General features: G+C 74.3%; 20 protein-coding genes. 10 read left to right on the top strand and 10 right to left on the bottom strand.

Annotation, left to right across the window (positions count from 1 at the left end):
• Positions 1-99: 99 nt before the first annotated feature.
• On the bottom strand, positions 100-939 hold the full coding sequence (locus tag E6R62_RS02075) for a class I SAM-dependent methyltransferase (protein ID WP_136210745.1): 840 nt from the start codon (positions 937-939) through the stop codon (positions 100-102).
• Between the two features lie 158 nt (positions 940-1,097).
• Here E6R62_RS02075 and E6R62_RS02070 point away from each other — a divergent pair, with 158 nt between their 5' ends.
• On the top strand, positions 1,098-2,231 hold the full coding sequence (locus E6R62_RS02070) for a hypothetical protein (protein WP_136210743.1): 1,134 nt from the start codon (positions 1,098-1,100) through the stop codon (positions 2,229-2,231).
• A gap of 106 nt (positions 2,232-2,337) precedes the next feature.
• Positions 2,338-3,444, top strand: a complete 1,107-nt coding sequence (locus E6R62_RS02065) for a phosphotransferase family protein (protein ID WP_136210741.1) — start codon at positions 2,338-2,340, stop codon at positions 3,442-3,444.
• A gap of 17 nt (positions 3,445-3,461) precedes the next feature.
• Here the strand turns inward: E6R62_RS02065 and E6R62_RS02060 are convergent, their stop codons facing one another.
• Entirely contained in the window at positions 3,462-3,884 is a 423-nt protein-coding gene (locus tag E6R62_RS02060) for a hypothetical protein (RefSeq protein ID WP_136210739.1), read from the bottom strand.
• Between the two features lie 217 nt (positions 3,885-4,101).
• Between E6R62_RS02060 and E6R62_RS02055 the strand changes: the two genes are divergently transcribed.
• The 4 genes from E6R62_RS02055 (at position 4,102) to fxsA (ending at position 8,080) form a co-directional block, all read left to right on the top strand.
• Entirely contained in the window at positions 4,102-4,542 is a 441-nt protein-coding gene (locus E6R62_RS02055; RefSeq protein WP_168713945.1) for an Lrp/AsnC family transcriptional regulator, read from the top strand.
• Positions 4,543-4,670: 128 nt separating this feature from the next.
• Positions 4,671-6,293 (top strand): amidohydrolase, encoded by a 1,623-nt coding sequence (locus E6R62_RS02050; protein ID WP_136210735.1) that lies wholly within the window; start codon positions 4,671-4,673, stop codon positions 6,291-6,293.
• Positions 6,294-6,615: 322 nt separating this feature from the next.
• The gene (locus E6R62_RS02045) at positions 6,616-7,398 is read left to right on the top strand and encodes a polyprenol monophosphomannose synthase (protein WP_136210733.1); all 783 of its coding nucleotides are present in this window, start codon (positions 6,616-6,618) and stop codon (positions 7,396-7,398) included.
• A gap of 94 nt (positions 7,399-7,492) precedes the next feature.
• Positions 7,493-8,080 (top strand): FxsA family membrane protein, encoded by a 588-nt coding sequence (gene fxsA / locus E6R62_RS02040; protein ID WP_136210731.1) that lies wholly within the window; start codon positions 7,493-7,495, stop codon positions 8,078-8,080.
• A 254-nt stretch (positions 8,081-8,334) separates the two neighbouring features.
• Here fxsA and E6R62_RS02035 read toward each other — a convergent pair whose 3' ends face one another.
• The 3 genes from E6R62_RS02035 to E6R62_RS02025 form a co-directional block, all read right to left on the bottom strand.
• Entirely contained in the window at positions 8,335-8,709 is a 375-nt protein-coding gene (locus E6R62_RS02035; protein WP_007262928.1) for an RNA polymerase-binding protein RbpA, read from the bottom strand.
• Positions 8,710-8,987: 278 nt separating this feature from the next.
• Positions 8,988-10,358, bottom strand: coding sequence for an MFS transporter (locus E6R62_RS02030; RefSeq protein WP_136210729.1), 1,371 nt, complete (start codon positions 10,356-10,358; stop codon positions 8,988-8,990).
• 67 nt (positions 10,359-10,425) lie between these two features.
• On the bottom strand, positions 10,426-11,196 hold the full coding sequence (locus E6R62_RS02025; RefSeq protein WP_136210727.1) for a glycerophosphodiester phosphodiesterase: 771 nt from the start codon (positions 11,194-11,196) through the stop codon (positions 10,426-10,428).
• A gap of 181 nt (positions 11,197-11,377) precedes the next feature.
• On the opposite strand from E6R62_RS02025, the gene E6R62_RS02020 reads away from it, so the two are divergent.
• Entirely contained in the window at positions 11,378-12,880 is a 1,503-nt protein-coding gene (locus E6R62_RS02020) for a PLP-dependent aminotransferase family protein (RefSeq protein ID WP_136210725.1), read from the top strand.
• A 79-nt stretch (positions 12,881-12,959) separates the two neighbouring features.
• Here E6R62_RS02020 and E6R62_RS02015 read toward each other — a convergent pair whose 3' ends face one another.
• A complete protein-coding gene (locus E6R62_RS02015; RefSeq protein WP_240801436.1) occupies positions 12,960-14,684 on the bottom strand; it encodes a hypothetical protein in 1,725 nt (574 codons plus the stop codon).
• 149 nt (positions 14,685-14,833) lie between these two features.
• Complete coding sequence (locus E6R62_RS02010; protein ID WP_136210723.1) at positions 14,834-15,028, bottom strand: hypothetical protein; 195 nt, start codon at positions 15,026-15,028, stop codon at positions 14,834-14,836.
• Between the two features lie 366 nt (positions 15,029-15,394).
• Here E6R62_RS02010 and E6R62_RS02005 point away from each other — a divergent pair, with 366 nt between their 5' ends.
• Both E6R62_RS02005 and E6R62_RS02000 read left to right on the top strand, forming a co-directional pair.
• A complete protein-coding gene (locus E6R62_RS02005) occupies positions 15,395-15,817 on the top strand; it encodes an ankyrin repeat domain-containing protein (RefSeq protein ID WP_136210721.1) in 423 nt (140 codons plus the stop codon).
• 341 nt (positions 15,818-16,158) lie between these two features.
• Entirely contained in the window at positions 16,159-17,556 is a 1,398-nt protein-coding gene (locus E6R62_RS02000) for a HEAT repeat domain-containing protein (protein WP_136210720.1), read from the top strand.
• 144 nt (positions 17,557-17,700) lie between these two features.
• Here the strand turns inward: E6R62_RS02000 and E6R62_RS01995 are convergent, their stop codons facing one another.
• Genes E6R62_RS01995 through E6R62_RS01985 form a run of 3 tightly spaced genes read right to left on the bottom strand, consistent with a single transcriptional unit; the run spans position 17,701 to position 19,948 of the window.
• Complete coding sequence (locus E6R62_RS01995; RefSeq protein ID WP_240801435.1) at positions 17,701-18,564, bottom strand: biotin-dependent carboxyltransferase family protein; 864 nt, start codon at positions 18,562-18,564, stop codon at positions 17,701-17,703.
• Positions 18,561-19,172, bottom strand: a complete 612-nt coding sequence (locus tag E6R62_RS01990) for an allophanate hydrolase subunit 1 (protein WP_136210718.1) — start codon at positions 19,170-19,172, stop codon at positions 18,561-18,563. Before E6R62_RS01990 ends, E6R62_RS01995 begins: the two co-directional genes overlap by 4 nt.
• Positions 19,169-19,948 (bottom strand): LamB/YcsF family protein, encoded by a 780-nt coding sequence (locus E6R62_RS01985; RefSeq protein WP_136210715.1) that lies wholly within the window; start codon positions 19,946-19,948, stop codon positions 19,169-19,171. Before E6R62_RS01985 ends, E6R62_RS01990 begins: the two co-directional genes overlap by 4 nt.
• Positions 19,949-20,055: 107 nt before the next feature.
• On the opposite strand from E6R62_RS01985, the gene E6R62_RS01980 reads away from it, so the two are divergent.
• The gene (locus E6R62_RS01980; RefSeq protein WP_240801445.1) at positions 20,056-21,594 is read left to right on the top strand and encodes a hypothetical protein; all 1,539 of its coding nucleotides are present in this window, start codon (positions 20,056-20,058) and stop codon (positions 21,592-21,594) included.
• Positions 21,595-22,043: the final 449 nt, after the last annotated feature.

Genomic DNA, 22,043 nt, shown 5'->3' with positions numbered 1-22,043 from the left:
GCGACAGCCGCCACCGGCCGGCGAGGTACCCGGCGGTGACGGAGCCGGCCGAGCGGGGCCCCGGTGGGCCGTGCCCGGCCGCCGGCCGCCGGCCGTCGGCTACCGGTCGCCGGCTCGCTCACGCAGACGCGTCGTGGCGACGTGGATCTTGAAAGCGCAGGGGACGAGGCCCTCCGGCGTCGTCATGTCCCGGACCTCGGCGACGAAGGCCTCACGCAGCCGCTCCACACTCGCCCCGTCCAGCGGGCCGACGTCGTAGAGAGTGGAGACGGCAGCCCAGACCTCCGGCACCGGACCGCTCAGATCGATGCGAACGGTCTCCCATTCCACCGGGGCGAAACCCGCCGGTCCGAGGACTTCGTCGAGCCCCTCGCGACTGCGCGTCCTCCTGTCCCCCAACGCCGGGATGCGCCGCGCGGCGGGCATCTCCTCGATCGTGCGCCGCAACAGCCCGAGGAACCGCTCGAAGGCCTCGCCACCGACGGCCCCACCTCCCACCACACATGCCAGGATCCCTCCGGGGGTCAGCACGCGGGCGACCTCGGCCGCGACCTGCTCGACCTCGCTCATCAACATCAGCGCCATGTGGGAGACGCAGGCGTCGAAGCTCTCGTCGGCGAAGGGAAGCTCCTGGGCCCGGCCCACTTCCAGCCGCGCCCCGCGAAGCGCCGGCCGGCGCCGTGCCGACGCAAGGGAATGCGCCGACAGGTCCACCCCCGCGAGCCGTCTCCCCTCCTCTCGGGCCAACAGTTCGAGCAGGACGCCGTCACCGCAGCCGAGATCCAGCACCCGCCTGCTTCCGGCCACCCGATCGCGCAAGATCTCGTAGCCGGACCGGCCGTCCGGAGCGCGACCGCGGCCGAAGGCCTCCGCGGTCACCGCCGGGTGTTCGGCGTGGAACGCCTGCAAAAACGCCTCTTGCGCCGCGGTGGTGGTCACCCGACCAGACTACGGGGCAGGTCCTCCGCGCGCGGCGAGCCCCGCCGGCCGGCTGTGCCGACATGTCATGGTGTGCCACAACCCTGGTAGCGGCGACAGTTTCTGACGTACCGTCATATCCGTCCGAGTGGAGCCCACCCGTACGCAGGAGGTTCGTCATGCCCGCCGACCGGCCCGTGCCCCTGGACGAGTACCCCATCCACCAGGCGCCGCTGTCGATGAAGCACCTCGTCAGCGGCGACCGCAACGCATACGACCGCTGCATCTTCCACGTCTTCGACCATGCCGGCCGTGCCGTCCTCATCCTCGGCCTCGGCGTCTACCCCAATGCCGGCGTCATCGACGCCTACGCCACCCTGCGCCTCGGCGACGAACTCCTCGCCGTCCGCGCCTCCGACGCCCTCGGCGACGACCGCATGGACCTCTCCGTCGGCCCGCTCCGCATCACCGTCCACGAACCGCTCAAGCGGATCACCCTCCACTGCGACGCCGACCCCGCCGACCCCGAGGGGCTCTCCTACGACCTCACCTGGACCGCCGAGTTCCCCGCCGTGTGGGAGCCGCACCACATCCAGCGGCGCGGCGACCGTCTCATGGTGGAGGGCCGGCGCTTCGTCCAGGCGGGCAACGTCCGCGGCGCCATCCATGCCAAGGGCGAGCGGTTCACCGCCGCCCCCACGACCTGGACCGGCACACGCGACCGGAGTTGGGGCGTGCGGCCCATCCCCGGCGAGGACGGCGGCCGCGCCGCGGACGAGTACCGCCCCGAGGGCTTCCACTGGCTCTGGATCCCCGTCCGTTTCGAGGACCGCTTCCTCATGGTCGTCACCCAGGAGGACGCCGACGGCCACCGCACCCTCGGCGAAGCCGTCCAGGTGTTCCCCGAGGGCAGCGGCCGGCGCGACGTCCAACTCGGCTGGCCGCACACCGACATCCGCTACCGCCCCGGCAGCCGCCACCCCCGGAGCGCCGTCGTCCACCTCACCGATCCGGCCCGCAAACCCCTCGAACTCGGCGTGGAGATCCTGAACTCCTCCCCGCTCGCCGTCGGCGCCGGTTACCCGCCCGCCGCCGACTGGCAGCACGGCACCTGGCAGGGGCGCGGTTGGACCGACCGGCGCGTCTACGACCTCTCCGACCCGGGCGCCCATCCCATGGCCGCCTTCGGCGTCACCGACCACTCGGCCGGCTTCACCCTCGACGGCCGGGTCGGCCACGGCATCTTCGAGCACGGGAGCTTCGGCCGCCACGACCCCAGCGGCTTCACCGACTACACCTCGGTCGCGCCGTAGCCCCGCGCGCCCCGCCCCGCGACGCCACCCCGCGTATCCCGTCGCGCGCGTCCGCCCCCGCGCACGAGCCCCCGTAGCAGAACCGGAACAGCAGGAGGGCCAGTCCATGGCAACGGCACCACGTCCCCGTACCTCCACCCGCGACCCCGAGGAACTCGGCCGGCGCCTCACGGCCTGGCTGGACGCCCGCCTCCCCGGCGCCAAGGTCGCCAACACCTCCGTGCCCGGCTCCAACGGCATGTCCAGCGAGACCCTCCTCTTCGACATCGAGCACCCCGACGCCCCCGACCGGGCCTGCGCCCTGCGCCTGGCCGCCGACCCGGCCGCCCACACCGTCTTCCCCACCTACGACATGGGCCGCCAGTACCGCGTGATGCGGCTGGTGGCCGAACACACCGACCTTCCCGTGCCCCGGGTGCGCTGGCTGGAGGAGGACCCCCGGCCACTCGGCGCGCCCTTCTTCGTCATGGCCCGCGCCGAGGGGCGCGTCCCGCCCGACGTCATGCCCTACACCTACGAGGGGAACTGGCTGCACTCCGCCACCGACGCCGAACGCGCCGTCCTCCAGGAGGCGAGCATCTCCCTCCTGGCCCGGCTCCACGACCAGTTCCCGTCCGGCGAGGCGCGGTTCCTCCTCCCGCCCGGTTCCGGGAGCCCGCTGCGCCGGCACGTCGAGGCCCAACGCGACTACTACGCCTGGGTGGTGGACGGCATGCCCCGCTCACCGCTGCTGGAACGGGCCTTCGACCGGCTGGAGGAACTCTGGCCCGACGACGAGGGGGAACCGGTCCTCAACTGGGGCGACGCGCGCATCGGCAACGTGATCTACCAGGCCGACGGCTTCGAACCGGTGGCCGTACTCGACTGGGAGATGGCGGCGTACGCCCCCCGCGAGGTGGACCTCGGCTGGACCGTCTACCTCCACCGCTTCTTCCAGGACCTGACCGTCGGCTTCGGCCAGGTGGGCCTGCCGGACTTCCTGCGCCGCGACGACCTCGAACGCCGCTACGCCGAACTCACCGGGCACACCCCGCGCGACATGGAGTTCCACACCCTGTACGCCGCCCTGCGGCACGGCATCGTGATGCTGCGCATCGCCTACCGGCAGGCGCACTTCGGTGAGGTCGGCAGACCGACGGACGGCGACCACGCCGACGGCCTCATCCTGCACCACGCCGCTCTGGCCGCCATGGTGCGGGGAACGTACTGGTAGGGCCCCGGCCCGGCCGGTCAGGCGGCCTGCGCGTGCTGACGCATCTGCGGCGGCAGCACCGTCGCCGTCATCCGCACCGGACGCGAGCCCGGACCGCCGACGTGCGAGAAGGGCTGCGTCCGCCAGTCCAGCCCCTGCGGCAGCGTCAGCACGACCACCGCCGGCTCCGACGCGTCCGTCTGGAACGCGCCCACCGTCGGCAGCGCCTCCGAGGCCGGGCGACCCGTGCCCGCGCACACCGTGAGCCCGAACGGGTTCCACGGGGTCAGGCAGAGCGCGTGCTGCGGCAGGTACTCCTCGTCGGCGACCAGGGCGATCGACTGCCCGCAGTGGGGGCAGACCGCGTGGTGGATGTCGAACCCGTCGGCATCTTCGAGATAGTCCGCGTCGTCCGCGTACTCGGCTTCACTCATGCGGCCGGCGCCGTTGGTGTTCAGCATGGATGTACTCCCCCTTGGGTGGGCCGGGCGGGCAGATTCTTCGGCCACGGCCACAGCAAGCACTTCCCGTCGCGCGGCACGAGTAACCACCGGAGCCGCGCGTACGCATCCATACCCCTGTGGCCTTGGTCACATGCCCGCCGCAGGTGCCGTTTCCCCGTGGACACCGCTGTGCCTGGAGCGGCTCTGGGCAATAGGTTGAGCGGCTATGAGCGCAATGGAGGAGCTGGACCGCCAGATCGTGGATCTGCTCGTGCGGGACGGGCGGATGAGCTACACGGATCTGGGCAAGGCCACCGGACTGTCCACGTCGGCAGTCCATCAGCGAGTACGCCGGCTGGAACAGCGCGGAGTCATCCGCGGCTACGCGGCCGTCGTCGATCCCGAGGCCGTCGGGCTGCCGCTGACGGCTTTCATCTCGGTCAAACCGTTCGACCCCAGTGCCCCCGACGACATCGCCGAGCGGCTCGCGGGGGTCCCGGAGATCGAGGCGTGCCACAGCGTCGCGGGCGACGAGAACTACATCCTCAAGGTGCGCGTGGCCACGCCCCTGGAACTCGAAGACCTCCTGGGCCGGCTCCGCGCCCTGGCCCACGTCGCCACGCGCACGACGGTGGTCCTCTCCACCCCCTACGAAGCCCGTCCGCCCCGCGTCTGACCCCGCCGCGCGGCCTCGCGGCGCGTCCCGGGCCCCGGACCGAGGCGCCGGCCCCGGGCCGGCCCCGCCCGGGCCGCCCGTGGGGGGTCGGGTCCGGGTGGAGGCGGGCGACCAGCGAAACTGGGGGCATGACTGACCGCACCGCCTCCGCCACCGCCGCCGGAACCCGCCGCACCGTCCTGCTCCGCGGCGGTGAGGTGCACAGCCCCGCCGACCCCTTCGCCACCGCGATGGTCGTCGAGCGGGGCCACATCGCCTGGGTCGGCTCCGAAGGCGCCGCCGACGCCTTCGCGCAGGGCGTGGACGAGGTCGTCCACCTCGACGGCGCGCTCGTCACCCCCGCGTTCACCGACGCCCACGTCCACACCACCTCCACCGGCCTCGCCCTCACCGGCCTCGACCTGTCCGCGGCCCACTCCCTTCCCGAGGCGCTGGCCCTCGTCCGGGCCTACGCCGCCCGCCGCCCCGCCGACCGGGTGCTCCTCGGCCACGGCTGGGACGCCGCCCGCTGGCCCGAGCGCCGGGCCCCGCACCGGGCCGAACTCGACGAGGCCGCCGGCGGCCGTCCGCTCTACCTCAGCCGGGTGGACGTCCACTCTGCGGTCGTCACCACCGCCCTGCTGGACCTCGTCCCAGGCGTTCACCGGGCCGGTGACGAGCCGCTGACCGGCGACGCCCACCACGCCGTCCGCCGGGCCGCGCTCGACGCCGTCACCCCGGCCCAGCGCGCCGAGGCCCAGCGCGCCGCCCTGGACCGCGCCGCCTCCCTCGGCATCGGCTCCGTCCACGAGTGCGGCGGCCCCGAGATCTCCTCGCCCGAGGACTTCACCGCCCTGCTCGACCTCGCCGCCCACCACGGCGGCCCGCGCGTCTTCGGCTACTGGGCCGACCGCGACATCGAGCGCGCCGCGGAACTCGGGGCGGTCGGCGCCGCCGGCGACCTGTTCGTGGACGGCGCCCTCGGTTCCCACACCGCGTGCCTGCACGCCCCGTATTCCGACGCGACCCACACCGGCACCGGCTACCTCGACTCCCGCGACGTCGCCGCGCACGTCGTCGCCTGCACCGAGGCCGGCCTCCAGGCCGGGTTCCACGCCATCGGCGACGCCGCGATCACCGCCGTCGTGGAGGGGCTGCGGGCCGCCGCCGAAAAGGTCGGGCTCGCCCGCGTCCGCGCCGCCCGCCACCGCGTCGAGCACGCCGAGATGATGACCCCGGCCACCATCGCCGCTTTCGCCGAGCTGGGCCTCACCGCCTCCGTGCAGCCCGCTTTCGACGCCGCCTGGGGCGGTGAGGACGGCATGTACGCCGACCGGCTCGGTGCCGCGCGGGCCCGGACACTCAACCCCTTCGCCGCCCTGCTCAAAGCCGGGGTGCCCCTGGCCTTCGGCTCGGACGCCCCCGTCACCCCCCTCGACCCCTGGGGGACCGTCCGCGCGGCGGCCTTCCACCGGACCCCCGAGCACCGGATCTCCGTACGAGCCGCCTTCGCCGCGCACACCCGGGGCGGGTGGCGGGCGCTCGGCCGGGACGACGCGGGCACTCTCGTCCCCGGCGCCCCCGCCGACTACGCGGTCTGGCGCACCGAGGAACTCGTGGTGCAGGCGCCCGACGACCGGGTGGCCCGCTGGTCGACCGATCCCCGTTCCGGCACCCCCGGTCTGCCCGACCTGACGCCCGGCGCGGACCTGCCCGTGTGCCTGGCCACGGTCGTGGGCGGCCGGGAGGTATTCGTACGGCCACAGGGGTGATCCGGGGGGCCTCGGTTCGGTACCGGTGGCCCGACCCGGATAGGTTCGGCCGGGTCCACCACAGGACGTCCCCTCCGGACGGATCCGTCCGCCCGGCGCACCCGCGCCTCGGGGGCGAGGGAAGTTTCGCCGGTGCGGGCGCCCCCAGCGGAATCCGGGGGCGGGTGGTCCCAGGTCGGGGCCCGGCGGTCCAGTAGACAACGGCCACGGTCACCCGCAGCCAGCGGGAGCCTGGCCGGCCCGAAGGACCGCGGGCCCCGACCACTGTTCTAAAATCGTCCCGCTGGTGACGGGACGGACGAGGCGGGGCTGGACGAGAAGCATGCAAGGGGACCTAGTGAGCGACGGCGGACAGCGGACCTACGGGCCCCTCGGGACCACCTTGGTGATCATCCCCACGTACAACGAGGCGGAGAACGTCGCTCTGATCGTCGGCCGTGTGCGCGCCGCCGTGCCCGAGGCGCACATCCTCGTCGCCGACGACAACAGCCCGGACGGAACCGGCAAGCTCGCCGACGAACTGTCCGCCGCCGACGACCACGTCCACGTCCTGCACCGCAAGGGCAAGGAAGGGCTGGGCGCCGCCTACCTCGCGGGTTTCGCCTGGGGCCTGGAGCACGGCTACGGCGTCATCGTCGAGATGGACGCAGACGGCTCCCACCGGCCTGAGGAACTGCCCCGGCTGCTGACCGCGCTCGCCGGCGCCGACCTGGTGCTGGGGTCGCGCTGGGTGCCCGGCGGCCGGGTCGTCAACTGGCCCAAGAGCCGCGAGATCCTCTCCCGGGGCGGGTCCACCTACTCCCGGCTGATGCTGGGCGTCCCGATCCGCGACGTGACCGGCGGCTACCGCGCCTTCCGCCGCGAGACCCTGGAGGGACTGGGCCTGGACGAGGTCGCCTCCGCGGGCTACTGCTTCCAGGTCGACCTCGCCCGCCGGGCCGTCCGCAAGGGCTTCAGGGTCGTCGAGGTGCCCATCACGTTCGTCGAGCGTGAGTTCGGCGACAGCAAGATGAGCAAGGACATCGTGGTGGAGGCCCTGTGGCGGGTCACGCAGTGGGGCCTCAAGGCCCGTGCGGCCAAGCTCACCGGCAGGTCCGGGGCGTAGCCGCGCCTCCCGGGGCCCCCTCCCCAAACCCCTAGGGGATGTCCGGTACCTCCGACTGAGGTCGCTTTTACGCCACCCCAGGCACACTGGGGTCATGACGACCGGCACCTCGACTGCTCCCCGGCGGCGCTCGGCCGCCCGTACGTACCTCCCCCTGGCGGTCGCCGCCTGGTTCATCCTGGAGATCTGGCTGCTGAGCCTGGTCGCGGGGGCGGCCGGCGGCTTCACCGTCGCCCTGCTCCTGCTGGGCGGGATCGTGCTCGGCGCGGTGGTCATCAAGCGGGCGGGCCGCCGAGCCTTCCGGAACCTCACCGCAAGCTTCCAGCGGGTCGGGCAGGGCACGGCGCCCGAGGACCGGCAGCAGGGCCGGGGCAACGGCCTGGTCATGCTGGCCGGACTGCTCCTGATCCTGCCGGGCCTGCTCTCGGACGTCGCCGGACTGCTCCTGCTGCTGCCGCCGGTGCGCGCGCTGGCCGGCCGCCGGCTCGCCCGCTCCCTGGAACGCACGATGACCTCGGCGACCGGCGGCGGCTTCGGCGCCGCGTTCCAACAGGCCCGCATCCACCAGCCCGACGGCAAGGTGGTGCGGGGCGAGGTCGTCCGCGAGGACCGGCCGCGGCCCGGTCCGGGCGCCGGCCCGTCCGGCCCGGACTCCGGCTACCGCCCGCCGCTCGCCTCCTGAGCCCGGGTGCCTGAGCCCCGTAGACCCGTCCCCGTAGACCCGTAGACCCGTAGGCCCCCAGCCCCTACGCCCGGCTGCTTCGGCACCGCACGAGTCCCACGGGCCTACGCACTCACGGGCCTACGCACTCACGGGCCTACGCACTCACGGACCCGTGAACCCACGGGCGCCGAAGCGCGCCGGGACGCGAGCACGCCGAGGGCCCCCGCCACAGGAAGTGGCGGGGGCCCTCGGCTTTGTTCCCAGTCCGGGTGTCAGGCGGACTTGCGGCTGTCCCGCGGATGCACGGCAATGTTCATGGCGCCGGAACGCAGGACCGCCAGCCTCTCGGCCAGCACTTCCTCGAGTTCCTCGCGGGTGCGTCGCTCCATGAGCATGTCCCAGTGCGTTCGCGCGGGCTTGCCCTTCTTCTCTTCGGGCCCGTCCCCGTCGACCAGGAGTGCCATGGCGCCGCACGCCTTGCACTCCCACTCCGGCGGAATTTCTGCCTCAACCGAGAACGGCATCTCAAATCGATGACCGTTCTGGCATGCGTACTCCACCGCCTGGCGCGGGGCCAGATCGATGCCGCGGTCCGTCTCGTAGCTGGTAACCACGAGCCGCGTACCGCGGAGAGCTCGCTCACTCATGAATCGTGCCTCCCGGGCTTGTCGCCCACAGGACAGGTGTCGCTGTCGTCGTCATCCGGTCAACGTCCGGTCGGCGGTATAGATTCCCGCTCCGGGTCGTGCGTCGCCCGTCGTGCCGCCCCTTGTTGTACCCACCGCTGCCCGTTTTGTCACATCTGGCAGCAGATGTCACCCAACGCTCATGCTTCTTGTGCGCGCAGTAACGGTCCGCCTGGCAGGGCAAAGGCGTACACTACCGGCCCTTTGCTTCAACGTCGAAATTCGTTCCGAATTCGTTCTCAGAGCCGTTCGGGAACAGGATTGCCCGCCGCCTCCACCGCGCGCCGCACCGGCACCCGGGCGAGCAGCACGAAACCCAGTGCGAAGAACACCACCAACGAGATGATCGCCGTCCGATAGCTGCCCGTGACCTGGTAGGTCAGGCCGAACACCAGCGGCCCGACCCAACTCAGCCCGCGGTCGCTCATCTCGTACGCGGAGAAGTACTCGGCCTCCTTGCCCGCCGGGACCAGGTGCGAGAACAGCGACCGCGACAGCGCCTGGCTGCCGCCCAGCACCAGGCCGATCATCGAGGCGAGTACGAAGAACCACACCGGAGTGCGCGCCGGAAGGAAGTAGCCGGCCGCCAGCGTCAGCGCCCACGCGGCCAGCGAACCGAGGATCGTCCGCTTGGCGCCGTACGAACGCGCCAGTCGCCCCATCCCGAGCGCGCCCGCCACCGCGAGGACCTGTACGAGGAGCACCGCCACGATCAGCGTCGACTGCTCCAGCCCCAACTCCTCCGACCCGTAGACCGAGGCCTGCGAGATCACGGTCTGTACGCCGTCGTTGTAGATCAGGTACGCCAGCAGGAACGACAGCGTCAGCGGGAAGCGCCGCATGTCCCGCAGCGTCGCGACCAACTGCCGCCAGCCGCTGACCGGCGCGGCGGCTCCCGCCTCGCGCACCACCGCCCGGTCGCGCAGCCTGCGCAGCGGGACGATCGCGAAGGCGCCCCACCACAGGCCCGCCGAGGCCAGACAGATCCGTACCGCCGTGCCCTCGGACACGCCGAAGGAGTCGTGGCCCTGGAACAGGACCAGGTTCAGGACCAGGACGAACGCGCCCGAGGTGTACCCGAACGCCCAGCCCCGCGAGGAGACGGTGTCCCGTTCGTCGGGGGTGGCGATCTGCGGCAGGTAGGCGTTGTAGAGCACCATCGAGACGGCGAGCGCGGCGTTCGCGACGATCAGCAGCAGCCCGCCCAGCAGGTACCGCTCGCCGCTCAGGAAGAACATCCCGGTGGTCGCCGCCGCGCCCGTGTAGGCCGCCGCAGCCAACAAGGGCTTCTTGCGCCCGCCGCGGTCGGCCACCGCGCCGGCCAGCGGCATGATCAACACGGCGACGATCACCGAGACCGACACCGAGTACGCGAAGAAGGACCCGGCCCGGACCGGGATGCCCAGCGGGTGCACGTAGCCCTCGGCGTCCGCCGCCGCCTTGGCCACGGCGGTCAGGTACGGCCCGAGGAACACCGTGAGCACGCTCGTCGAGTAGACCGAGCAGGCGAAATCGTAGAAGTACCAGCCGTGCTGTTCGCGCTTGCGGGCGGCGGCGGATCTGCCGTCCTCCGCCCCCGGTTCCGCTTTGTCCGTCGTCTGCGCCGTCATGCGGTGTCCCCTCGCCGTCCCCGTGCCGCACCGGCCGACCGGGCCCGCGCGCGGGCCCGGCGAGCGGTCAGGCCCAGGCTCCGCGGCGGTCCAGCACCGTGCGCAAGATGTCGATCCGGTCGGTCATGATGCCATCCACGCCCAGGTCGAGCAGCGCCTCCATGCGTTCCGGTTCGTTCACGGTCCACACGTGCACCTGGAGCCCGCGCGCGTGCGCGGTGCGGACGAAGCGCCGGTCGACCACCCGTACGCCCGCCTGGGTCTCCGGGACCTGCGCCGCCACCGCGCCCACCCGCAGGGCCGCAGGGATCGCGTACGAGCGCAGTCGCAGCCCCAACACCCCCAGGACCCCGTAGGAGGTCGCCAGCCGGGGCCCCGCGATCCGGTGCGCCCGGGCCACCCGGCCCTCCGAGAAGGAACCCACGCACACCCGGTCCCACACGCCCGCCCGGGCGATCAGGTTGACCAGCGGGTACAGCGCCGACTCGGCCTTGATGTCCACGTTCCAGCGGGCGTCGGGGAACTCCTCCAGCAGGTCCTCGAAGAGCGACAGCCGCTCCGTCCCGGCCACCCGCGCGGCACTCACCTGCCTCCAGGACAGCTCTGCGATCCGGCCTTTCGCGTCCGTCACCCGGTCCAGGGTGGCGTCGTGGAAGGCGACCAGCTTGCCGTCGGCGGTGGCGTGCACATCCGTCTCGAAGTACCGGTAGCCCGCCGCGGCGGCCCGTCGGAAGGCGGCGGCGGTGTTCTCCAGGCCGTCCGCCGCCCCGCCCCGGTGGGCGAAGGGGATCGGGGCCGGGTGGTCCAGGTACGGATGGCGAAGGCGTACGTGCGTCACGGCGGCAGTATGCCCGCTGCGACCGGTGGGGCGTGAGCGGCCGGACGGACACGTGGTGAACGATCCGGTCCCCCTGGCCCGAATGGACCTCCCCATGACACCCTGACCCCGCAGGAGCGATCCAATGCCGACCCCCGAACCGGTGGGTCGAGGCCAATTCGACGAAGGTGGACCGGACAGCATGGCTCAGTGGACCTCAGCGGTCGGTGCCGCCCAGCTCGCCCGTCTGGTCACCTCGCAACAGGACCGGCCTCCCGTCCCCGGTTCCCGCAAGCCCCCCGCCTACCGCGTCCTGGCCGACGGGATCAGGCTGCTCGTCCTCGAAGGCCGCGTCCCCGTGGCCGCGCGGCTGCCCGCCGAGCGGGAACTGGCCGTCGCGCTCACCCTCAGCCGCACCACCGTCGCCGCCGCCTACGAGGCCCTGCGCGGCGAGGGATTCCTCGAATCCCGTCGGGGCGCCGGCAGTTGGACCGCCGTACCCGCCGGGAACCCGCTGCCCGCCCGGGGCCTGGAACCGCTGCCTCCCGAATCCCTCGGCTCGATGATCGACCTGGGCTGCGCCGCCCTCCCGGCCCCCGAACCCTGGCTCACCAAAGCCGTCCAAGGAGCCCTGGAGGAGCTGCCGCCCTACGCCCACACCCACGGCGACTACCCCGCCGGACTGCCCGCGCTGCGCCGGATGCTCGCCGACCGCTACACCGAGCGCGGCATCCCCACCATGCCCGAGCAGATCATGGTCACCACCGGCGCGATGGGTGCCATCGACGCCATTTGCAGCCTCTTCGCCGGCCGGGGCGAGCGCATCGCCGTCGAGTCGCCCTCCTACGCCAACATCCTCCAGCTCATGCGCGCGGCCGGGGTGCGCCTCGTACCCGTGGCGATGTCCGCCGGGCTCGGCGGCTGGGACATGGACGTCTGGCGTCAGGTGCTGCGGGACTCCGCGCCGCGCCTCGCCTACGTCGTCGCCGACTTCCACAACCCGACCGGCGCCCTGGCCTCCGACGACCAGCGCCGCGCCATGGTCGAGGCGGCCCGCTCCGCCGGTACCGTCCTGGTCGCCGACGAGACCATGGCCGAACTGCGGCTCGACCCCGACCTCGCGATGCCCCGACCGGTCTGCTCCTTCGACCCGGCCGGCTCCACCGTCGTCACGGTCGGCTCGGCCAGCAAGGCGTTCTGGGCGGGCATGCGGATCGGCTGGGTACGCGCCGCCCCCGACGTCATCCGCAGCCTGGTCGCCGCGCGCGCCTACGCCGACCTCGGCACCCCGGTGCTGGAACAGCTCGCGGTGAACTGGCTGATGCGCACCGGCGGCTGGGAGGAGGCGGTGGGCATCCGCCGGGTCCAGGCCAGGGACAACCGTGACGCGCTGGTCGCGGCGGTGCGCCGGGAACTGCCGGACTGGGAGTTCGACGTGCCCCGGGGAGGTCTCACGCTGTGGGCCCGGGCGGGCGGACTGTCCGGCTCGCGCCTGGCCGAGGTGGGGGAGCGGGTCGGCGTGCGCGTCCCCTCGGGCCCCCGGTTCGGCGTGGACGGGGCGTTCGAGGGGTACGTCCGGCTGCCGTTCACCGTGGGCGGCCCGGTCGCCGAGGAAGCCGCCGCCCGGCTGGCGGCGGCGGCCCGGCTGGTCGGAACCGGCGCGGGCGGCAGCGGGGCGGAGCCGCCGCGCACGTTCGTCGCGTAGCCCGTACGCGGGTCGCGGCGGCGCGCGCTGGGCCGCTCGGGCCGGTCCGGGGCGGGCTCAGAGCCGGTCCGGGGCGGGCTCAGGGACCCACGGGCCAGGGGCCGCGGGCCTTCGGTGTCTCCGCCGACGCCTCCAGCGCCTCCCGCGCGCCCTTCTCCTCCCGCTCCTGCGCCTCGTCGCTCCCGCCCTCCTCGACGTCGATCGACGGTGCCTGCGCCCGCGCCGGCGGCTGGACGATGCGCAGCGGCTTGGCGGGGGCGAGGTCCTCCGGCCCCGCCGGCCTGGGCGCGCGCCGCTCCGTCCGCTCCGGCAGCAGCTCCCGCACCGCCTGTCGGTGCGCCGGGTGCGAGGCGTCGTCGTACGGGTCCGGCGTGGCCGGTACCTGGAGCCGGTGGACGGGACCCGCGCCCAGGCGGGCGTACCCGCGCCCCGGAGGCACCTGCGGCGTCGGGGTGGTGTGCGGGGGCAGCCCCAGTACCTCGGCGATCTGCCCGCTGCCTGCCGGGCCGAGCACCACCCGGGCCCGGGTGTACTGCCAGACGCAGTCGCCCAGCAGCTCCACTTGCTCGAACTGCTCGGCCACCACGACCGTGACGTGCGCCGCGCGCCCGTGCCGCAGCGGCACCTGGAGCCGCCCCAACGGCTCCGGCCCACCCTCGGCCGCCGCCGGGTGCGCGAGGACGCCGGGCCGGTCGAGCAGGACCCACAGCGGGCGGCGGGCGTCCTCGGGCATGGCGCTGCCGGCTTCCCGGGCCCGTTGGGCGGCGATCAGCCGCCGCTCCGTCTCCTGGGCCGCCCACTCCAGCGTGGCCGCCGCCCCGCTCGGACCGCACTCGACCGCGAGCACCCCCGCCCGGCCGGCGAGGCAGGCGTACTCGCCGCTGCCACCGCCCTCGACGATCAGCACCTCGCCACCGTGCCGCAGTGCCTGCAAGGCGATCGAGCGCAGCAGGGTCGAGGTGCCGCTGCCCGGTTGGCCGACCGCCAGCAGGTGCGGCTCCGTCGAGCGGGGTCCGGTCCGCCAGATCACCGGGGGCGCGTCACACGGCTCGTCGCCCTCCAGCACGGGCAGCGTGCGCTGCACACCACCGGCGTCGGTGAACCCGAGGACCGTCTCCCCGGGGGCGGTCACGAACGGCTGGGCGGCGATGCCCGTCGACAGGGCGTCCAACACCCGCAGTTCGAGCTGGTTGCCCTCCTCGTCCCAGTCGAAGAGGTACTCCCGCCCGCGCCCGGACTTGGTGTGCAGCAGGGCCTCGATCCGCGCCCGGGCGGCGGGCTCGCCGTCCGCGAAGTAGGCCGGGTAGCGGATGCGGAGCCGGGTGACGCGGCCCGACGCGTCGAACGCGTGGTCGCTGAACGCCTGGTCCCAGCTCCCGCCGTGGGCGAACAGGGGGCTGGGGTCCTCCGGGACGGAGAAGTAGGGCACGAGGGCCTCGTAGAGCGAGCCGAGGCGCTCGGCCTCGGCGTCGCTGGGACCGGTCTTCACGGGGGTGCGCGGCCGTCCGTGCCAGGCCGCCGTCCCCATCAGGGCGAGCAGTCCGATGAGCGGGCCGTAGGGCATGAGCGCCAGGACGAGGACGACCGCGGCCCCCAGGAACAGCGCGGGGCCGCGCTTGTCCTTGGGGGTGTCGGCCCACTTGCGTCGCCCGATGGAGGCCAGGACGCGCAGACCGCGCCCGATGACGAGCAGCGGATGGAGGACGTCCGTGGCGTTCTCGGCGGCCGCGCGGGCGAGGTCGCGGCCCCGGGCCGGCGAGAGGGTGCCACCGATGAGGATGCGGGGGAGTGGGCGCCGGGCCACGGGCGTCTCCTGGAGTTGTGGTGTGGCGGGACGGTGCGGTTGCGCGGGACGGTCGGGCGCGGAGTGGTGTGGTGCGGCCGGGAGCGGGGCGGCCCCGGACGGCCGTCAGGCCGGCCCGGGCCGGCCGGCCTGAACGGCGTGGGGCGGGCTCAGAGCTTGATCCCACCGAGGAGGCTCGCGAGGCTCGCCGTGCTCGCCGTGATGCTCGGGGCGATGGCGGAGCCGGCGAGGAAGAAGCCGAACAGCGAGCACACGAACGCGTGGGTCAGCTTCATCCCGTCCTTCTTGAAGAAGAGGAAGGCGATGATGCCGAGCAGAACGACGCCTGAGATGGACAGGACCATGACGACTTCTCCTGGTGGGTGGGAGTGGGACGGTCACCATCAGTTCTTCCAGGCTCACAGAAAGTATCAATGCGACAAAAGGTGCATACGAGTGAATCCCGGCGACTTTCACTTGACCGGCCGCGCCCGGCTGGCGCGTCGGCCCCGAAGCGGTCAAGGGGCGCGGTCGGGGGACGGTGGGTGGGGTGCGGCGGGCGGGGGTGGACCGGGGCAAGGGAGATCTTCGCCTCGGACCGTCCCCGTCGTGTGCTGACCCGGGCGCTACCCTGGCGATTCACCCGTACGGACGCGGTCCCGTACGCCCCCCTGCCCCCGCGGCCTGGGGAAACCCCTGCCGACGACAGTGAGTGAAAGGCGGTACGAACGATGAGCGAGCACACCGAGGACGGCACCGGGGCGCAGGACGTCCCCGACGAGGACGTCATCGAGCTGGCCACCAAGATCTTCGACCTCGCCCGACAGGGCGAGAGCGCGACGCTGGCCGCGTACCTCGACGCAGGCGTCCCGGCGAACCTCACCAACGACCGCGGTGACACCCTCGTCATGCTCGCCGCCTACCACGGTCACGCCGAGGCCGTCACCGCCCTGCTGGAGCGCGGCGCCGAAGCCGACCGGGCCAACGACCGCGGCCAGACCCCGCTGGCCGGCGCCGTCTTCAAGGGCGAGGAGGCCGTCATCCGCGCGCTGCTCGCCGGCGGGGCCGACCCGTACGCCGGAACGCCCTCGGCCGTGGACACGGCGCGCATGTTCGCCAAGACCGACCTGCTCGCACTTTTCGGAGCCGAGTAGTCCGTTTCCGGCCGGGACCGGCGCGCTTGCGACCGGTCCCCGACCTCACGGGTTGGTCACGGCGGACGTAAATGTGGTCGCGGCGCACAAACCGCCTGGGTCATCATGGCGTCGGATTCGATTCGCGGACATGACGGACGGGCAGGAGCGGGCTGGACACGAACGCCGTTCCCGCCCACCCCCGCCGAACCGGCCGTACTGATCGCGAAGCATCGACGAGAGTGAGAAGGCAATGGTCAACATCGAGCGGAACAAGTCGGCGAACGTCCTCACATGCTGTTACGCGGCCCTGTGAATCCCGATTCCCGGTTGCGTCCCCAGCTTGATTTGAGGCCATTCCCATGTTCGAACCAGTCATAGCGCCGAGCGGCACCCTGCTCGGGCTCCTCCAGCGCGGCCGCGGCGACGGCACGCTGCACGCGCTCGCGGCGCCCAGGGTGGAGGCCCTCGCGGCCCTCGACCAGTGCGTCGTCAGCGATCCGCGCCGGGACTGGCAGGTCGAGAACCGCTCGCTGTACTACGCCCGCCTCTACCTGGACCTCGACGGCCCCCTCGGCGAGATCGAGGCCCACCTCTTCGGCGCCGAGGACATCCTCGACGAGGACGAGCACCGGACCGGCCTGGCCCTGTCCGTGCTCGGCCACCTCGCCGCCTACGGGCGCGACGACGCGCTGATGCTGCTGCGCCGGTACGCCGCCCACGGCGTGAACTGGTCCTGGGCACTCGACGAGCTCGCCCTGCGCGACGACGACGAGGGCCTGCGGTCCCTGGCCGCGCCCGTGCTCGCCCGCTTCCCCGCCACGAAGGACGGCGGGGCGCGGCTCGCCACCGCCGTCCGCGACGCCTACGAGCCCCGGCCCTGGCGGCTGTGGGAGGAGACCGCCGCCCACGGGGAGCGGCTGCGCGCCGCCCGTGAACAGGGCTCCTTCGACCGCTGGCAGCGCCAACTGACCCCCAAGGGCCCCCAGCCCGGCTGGGGCGTCCAGGCCGTCTTCGAATGGGCCGCCGACGGGCTGCGCCGCGGCACGCCGCTGCACGTCCCGGCCGCCCGCTGCCTCGCCGCGGTGGCCGCGCCCGAGGACCGCCCGACCGTCTTCGCGGCCGCCGCCGGGGCACACGGCGAGGCCGCCCGGGCCACGGCCCTGCACCACCTCGTCCTGGCCGAACCGGACAACCCGGCCGTGCTGGACCTCATCGAAGCCGCCGGGGACGAGCCCGCCGTGGCCGCCTACGAGCGCATGTGCGGCCCGGCGGCCGTCGAGCGGGCCCGCCTGTGGGTCCACCGCCCCGACGCCCTGGGAGCCGCCGCCGGCGCCCTCCTCGCGGCCCGCGGCGGCCCCGAGGACGCCCGGTTCGTGCTGGGGGCCCTGCGCTCCACCGTCCGCGGACACGGCCCCGACACCCGGCGTCTGTTCGCCCTCGTCGACGGCGCCGGCCGACTGGCGATCGGCTGCGCGGCGCCGGTACTGCGCCACATCTACCGCGAGACGTCCTCCTCGCACCTGCGCGGTCGCGCCGCCCGGGCCCTGGCCGGCACGGACGCGTCCTTCGCGGCGGGCTTCGCCGTCGAGTGCCTGTGGGACTGCGAGGAGACCACCCGCGAGGTCGCCGCCCGCCACGCCGAGACCGCCGACGCACGGGTCGCCCCGCGTCTGCGCCGCCTCGCGGCCGACCCGGCGGAGGAAGAGGACGTCCAGTCGGCGGTCCGCAGCCGCATCGCCCCGGAGTCGGCGGTGTAGGGGGCCCGGCTCCGCCCCGCGCGCCCTTTCCCGGGCCCGAGGCCCGCCGGGCTGCCGGAAGCCCCGGGCTCGGGAACCGCCCCACAGACCGCGCCCTTCACGGACGGGGCCCCGCCGACCCGGACCCGAGGGCGGCCCGGGGCCCTAGGCCCGCACGAACCGCACCACCGTCCCCGGTCCGGCCTGGGCCGCCGCGTCCAGCGGGCGGCCGGGGAGGACCACGCCGAGCACCGGGTAGCCGCCCGTGACGGGGTGGTCGGCCAGGAACAGCACCGGGAGGCCGTCCGGCGGGATCTGCACCGCGCCCAGGACCATGCCCTCGCTCGGCAGTTCCCCGCTCCGGCGGCGGATCAGCGCAGGACCGCCCTCCGTACGCAGACCGATCCGGTTCGACCGGGCCGACACCCGGTAGGGCGACCGCAGCAGCCGCTCGACCGAGGCCGCCTCGAACCAGTCGGCCCGAGGGCCCGGCCGCAGCGGCAGCACCAGCTCCGCCGGCGGCCCCGGCACCCCCAGGGCGTCCGCCCCGCGGACCGGATCCGCCCCGGCCGGGCCCACCGGCAGCACCGTCCCGGCCGACAGGACGGCCGGCCCCAGCCCCGACAGCAGGTCCGTCGAGCGACTGCCCAGCACCGGCGGGACGGCGAACCCGCCCCGCACCGCGACGTAGCTCCGCAGCCCCGAGACCGCCCGGCCCACGTCGAGCTCCGCCCCCGCCCGCAGCCGGACCGGCGCTCCCCAGGGCGCCGGGCGCCCCGAGACCCGTACCGCGCAGGGCGCCCCCGTGACGGCCACGGTGACCGGGGCCCGCGCGCGCAGCGCCACGCCGTCCAGCGTGGTCTCCAGGGCGGCGGCGTCCGGCGGGTTGCCCACCAGGCGGTTGGCCAGCGCGTGCGCCCCCGCGTCCAGCGCGCCCGACCGGGGCACGCCCAGGTGCGCGAACCCGGGGCGCCCCCGGTCCTGGACGGTGGTCAGCGCCCCCGCCCGCACCACCAGCAGCCCGCTCACGCCCCCGCCTCCTCGAACCGCACCCGTACCCCCGGGGCGAACAGCGCGGCCGGCTCCCGCTCCGGGTCCCACACCACCGCGTCCGTCGATCCGATCAGCTGCCAGCCGCCGGGGGAGGAGCGCGGGTAGACCCCGGCGTACTCGCCGGCCAGTGCCAGCGAGCCCGCCGGGACGGACGTCCGGGGCGTGGCCCGGCGGGGCAGGTGGAAACGGGCCGGAAGCCCCGTGAGGTAGCCGAAACCGGGTGCGAAGCCGCAGAACGCGACCCGGAAGACGGTGCCCCCGACGACCTCCGGGACCTCGTCCGCCCGCACGCCCCACAGCGCCGCCACCTCCGCCAGGTCCGGCCCGTCGTACCGGACCGGCACCCGCACCAGCGGCCCCTGGGACGGCGTCAGGGCGGGCACCTCCCAGCGGGCGATCCGCGCCCCCAGGGCGGCCGGGTCCCGCACACCGTCCAGCAACACCGTCCGCGCCGCGGGCACGATGTCCCGCACGCCGCCCAGCTCCGCGCGCCGCCGCAGCAACTCCGCGTGCAGCGCTGCCACCTCCGCGGCGGACTCCGTCTCCAGCAGCAGCGCCCCGGTGCCCACGACGAGCGTCCTCACGCGAACGCCTCCACCCGCACCCCGGCCGCGCCCAGCGCCCCGCGCACCCGCAGCGCGAGGTCCGCGGCGCCCGGGGTGTCCCCGTGCAGGCACAGCGAACGCGCGCCCACCGGCACCGCCGTCCCGTCCGCGGCCGTCACGAACCCCTCGGCCGCCATCCCGACCGCCCGGGCCACCACCGCGTCCGCGTCGTGCAGGACCGCTCCCGGTTCGCCGCGCGGCACCAGCGTCCCGGCCGCCGTGTAGGCCCGGTCGGCGAAGGCCTCCCGTACCGCGGGCAGCCCGGCCGCCTCGGCGGCCGCCAACAGCAGCGAACCCGGCAGACCCAGCACCGGCAGGCCCCCGGGGCCGGCCGCGAGCAGCACCCCGGCGACGACGGCGCCCGCCTGGGCCCCGTCCCGCACGGTGCGGTTGTAGAGAGCGCCGTGCGGTTTCACGTAGGAGACGGCGGAGCCGGCCGCCCGCGCGAACACTTCCAGCGCCCCGATCTGGTAGGCCACCTCGTCGGCCAGCTCGCGCGGCGGCACGTCCATCGCCCGCCGCCCGAAGCCCGCCAGGTCCCGGTAGGAGACCTGCGCCCCGATCCGGACGCCCCGCTCGGCGGCCAGCTCGCACACCCGGCGCATGATGGACGGGTCTCCGGCGTGGAAGCCGCAGGCCACGTTGGCGCTGGTGACGACCGACAGCAGGGCCTCGTCGTCCGTCAGCGTCCACCGTCCGAAGCCCTCGCCGAGGTCGGCGTTGAGGTCGATGACGGGTGTGATCACGGAAGCCATGCGGTGAGCGTAGAACAGGCCCGCGCGGAACACGTCCCGCACGGGACCCGCCCCGCGCGGACCGCGCACCGCGCCCGGGGAGGATCGGCCGATCCGTGCCGTTTGGGATGTTGTCCGTGTCAGCGCCTAGTCTTTCCGTCGTGACTCTCCCTGCCCCGGCGAAGCCCCTTACGTCCCCGGCGCCGGGCCCGGCCGCCGACGAGGGCCTGGCCCGGCGGCTGCGCGCCCTCGCCTGCACCGCCCCGCTGCACGACCTCGACGTCCGCAAGGCCAACCTGGCCGGCGAGTACGGGGTCTACGCGATGGCGGAGGTCGCGCTGGCCGCGATCGACCTGGTCACCCTGAACATGGACTTCGACACCGGCGCCGACCACGAGCAGATAGTGGCCCGACTGCTGCCGCGCGTCGCCGCCCAGGCCCCGGACCGGCCCGCCGCCGAGCACGAGCGGGTGGCCCGCTGGGTCCTGGAGAACCTGATCAACGTCGGCAGCGTGGACCGCGGCTTCCGCGCGATCTACGGCACCTTCGGGCCCGACGGTGTCTATGTCCGCAGGGACTACGACTTCAAGCTCATCGAGGAAGTCCCCGGCTACGGCGGCGCGGTGTACCTGCGCACCACCGACGAAGCCGTGAACGTACTCGTCGGCGCCCTGGACACCGACGTCACCAGCGCGCAGATCGCCGCCGAGGTCAAACTGGAGGTGCTGATCAGCCGAGGCCGGCTCGCCGACGCCCAACTCGCGGCCGAGCAGGCCCGCTACCGCACGGTCCAGTACGCGGAGACCCTGCGCCGGACGCTGGACGCGACGCGGCGCAACGTACGGGCGGTGGACTGGCTCGAAGCCGTCCCGGACATGATCGCCGAGGCCCTGGAGCACGTCGCCGACCGCTACCGGCACGAGAACGCCATCCTCACCAACATCCGCAAGGCCCGCGACGAGGCCGAGGATCCCGACAACAAGCGGCGCGCGGCCGAGTTGGTCGACATCGTCAAGGACTGCATTCGCCGCCACACCCAGCTCCAGTCACGACTGCTGGACGCGGGCCCGCTCTTCCGCGCGGAACAGGACCGGCAGGCCTTCGCGGCCCCGGCGCCGCGCTCGGGCATCGACCTGTACGGGCAGCTGATCGCCCCGGTGCTGCCGTTGCCGCTGGAACAGGCCGTCAAGGTCACCGACGCCTTCTTCGCCCGGGGCACCGGACTGCGCACCCCCGTCTCGGTACGGGTCGCCGACCTGGTGGAGATCCTGCTGACGCCGCCCGTGGAGCGCGAGCACCTGGGCGTGGAGATGCCCGAGCCCGACCTGATCGCCACCCCGGACGACAGCCGGTTCAGCGAGGAGCAGCTCGCCGCGGCCATGGAGCTCCTGGACCTCCCGCACGACGCCCCGCGCCGGCTGTCCGGCCTGCTGGCCGAGGCCCGGCGCGCCGACCCCGAACTGCCCTACCTCGTGGCCCTGCTGGCCGTACACGCGGCGAGCCCCGCGGTGGGCACGGCTTACCGCCAGGGTGAGGAGCGGCTGCTGTTCGCCGTCGACGACGGGACCGAGCTGGACGACCCGGAGTTCGGCGGCGCCGACCTGATCGTCGGCACGGCCCTCCTCGACGCCGCCGCGATGACCGCCGACCGGACGGAGGCGGCATGACCGCCGCGTCCGCCGCGCGGGGCCGGCCCGCGCCCGTGTGTGTGCGGTGCGCTGCGCTCACCGTGTCCACGGTCGTCGCCGCGGCCGAGAGCGCCGTGTCCGCCGCGCAATCCCGGCCCGCGCCCTTGTCTGCGCGGTGCGCTCCGCTCACCGCGTCGATGGTCGTCGCTGCGGCCGTTCCCGGTACGGCCGAGACCGCCGCGTCCGCCGCGCGGGGCCGGCCCGCGCCCCCGCGCGGGCGGCGCAGCTCGCACCGCCGAGCGCGCGGGGGCGGGCTTCCCACCCCGTCGGGCGCGGGGTCGCCGGCGGTCACGGGCCCCGGGCCGCGCACCACGGCGATGGTCGGGTGGGTCGCGTGCGCGACCCCCGAGCCCACCGCCGCGCCGCCCCACGAGCGCTCCGTCGCCGCTTGCCCGGTCGGCGGGCGCGCCGCTTTCAGGCCGGTCGAC

The sequence above is a fragment of the Streptomyces sp. A1136 genome (assembly GCF_004795055.1).
In the GTDB taxonomy this organism is placed as follows: domain Bacteria; phylum Actinomycetota; class Actinomycetes; order Streptomycetales; family Streptomycetaceae; genus Streptomyces.
The sequence above is the reverse complement of the archived record's forward strand: the minus strand, read 5'-3'. Positions and strand labels throughout refer to the sequence as shown.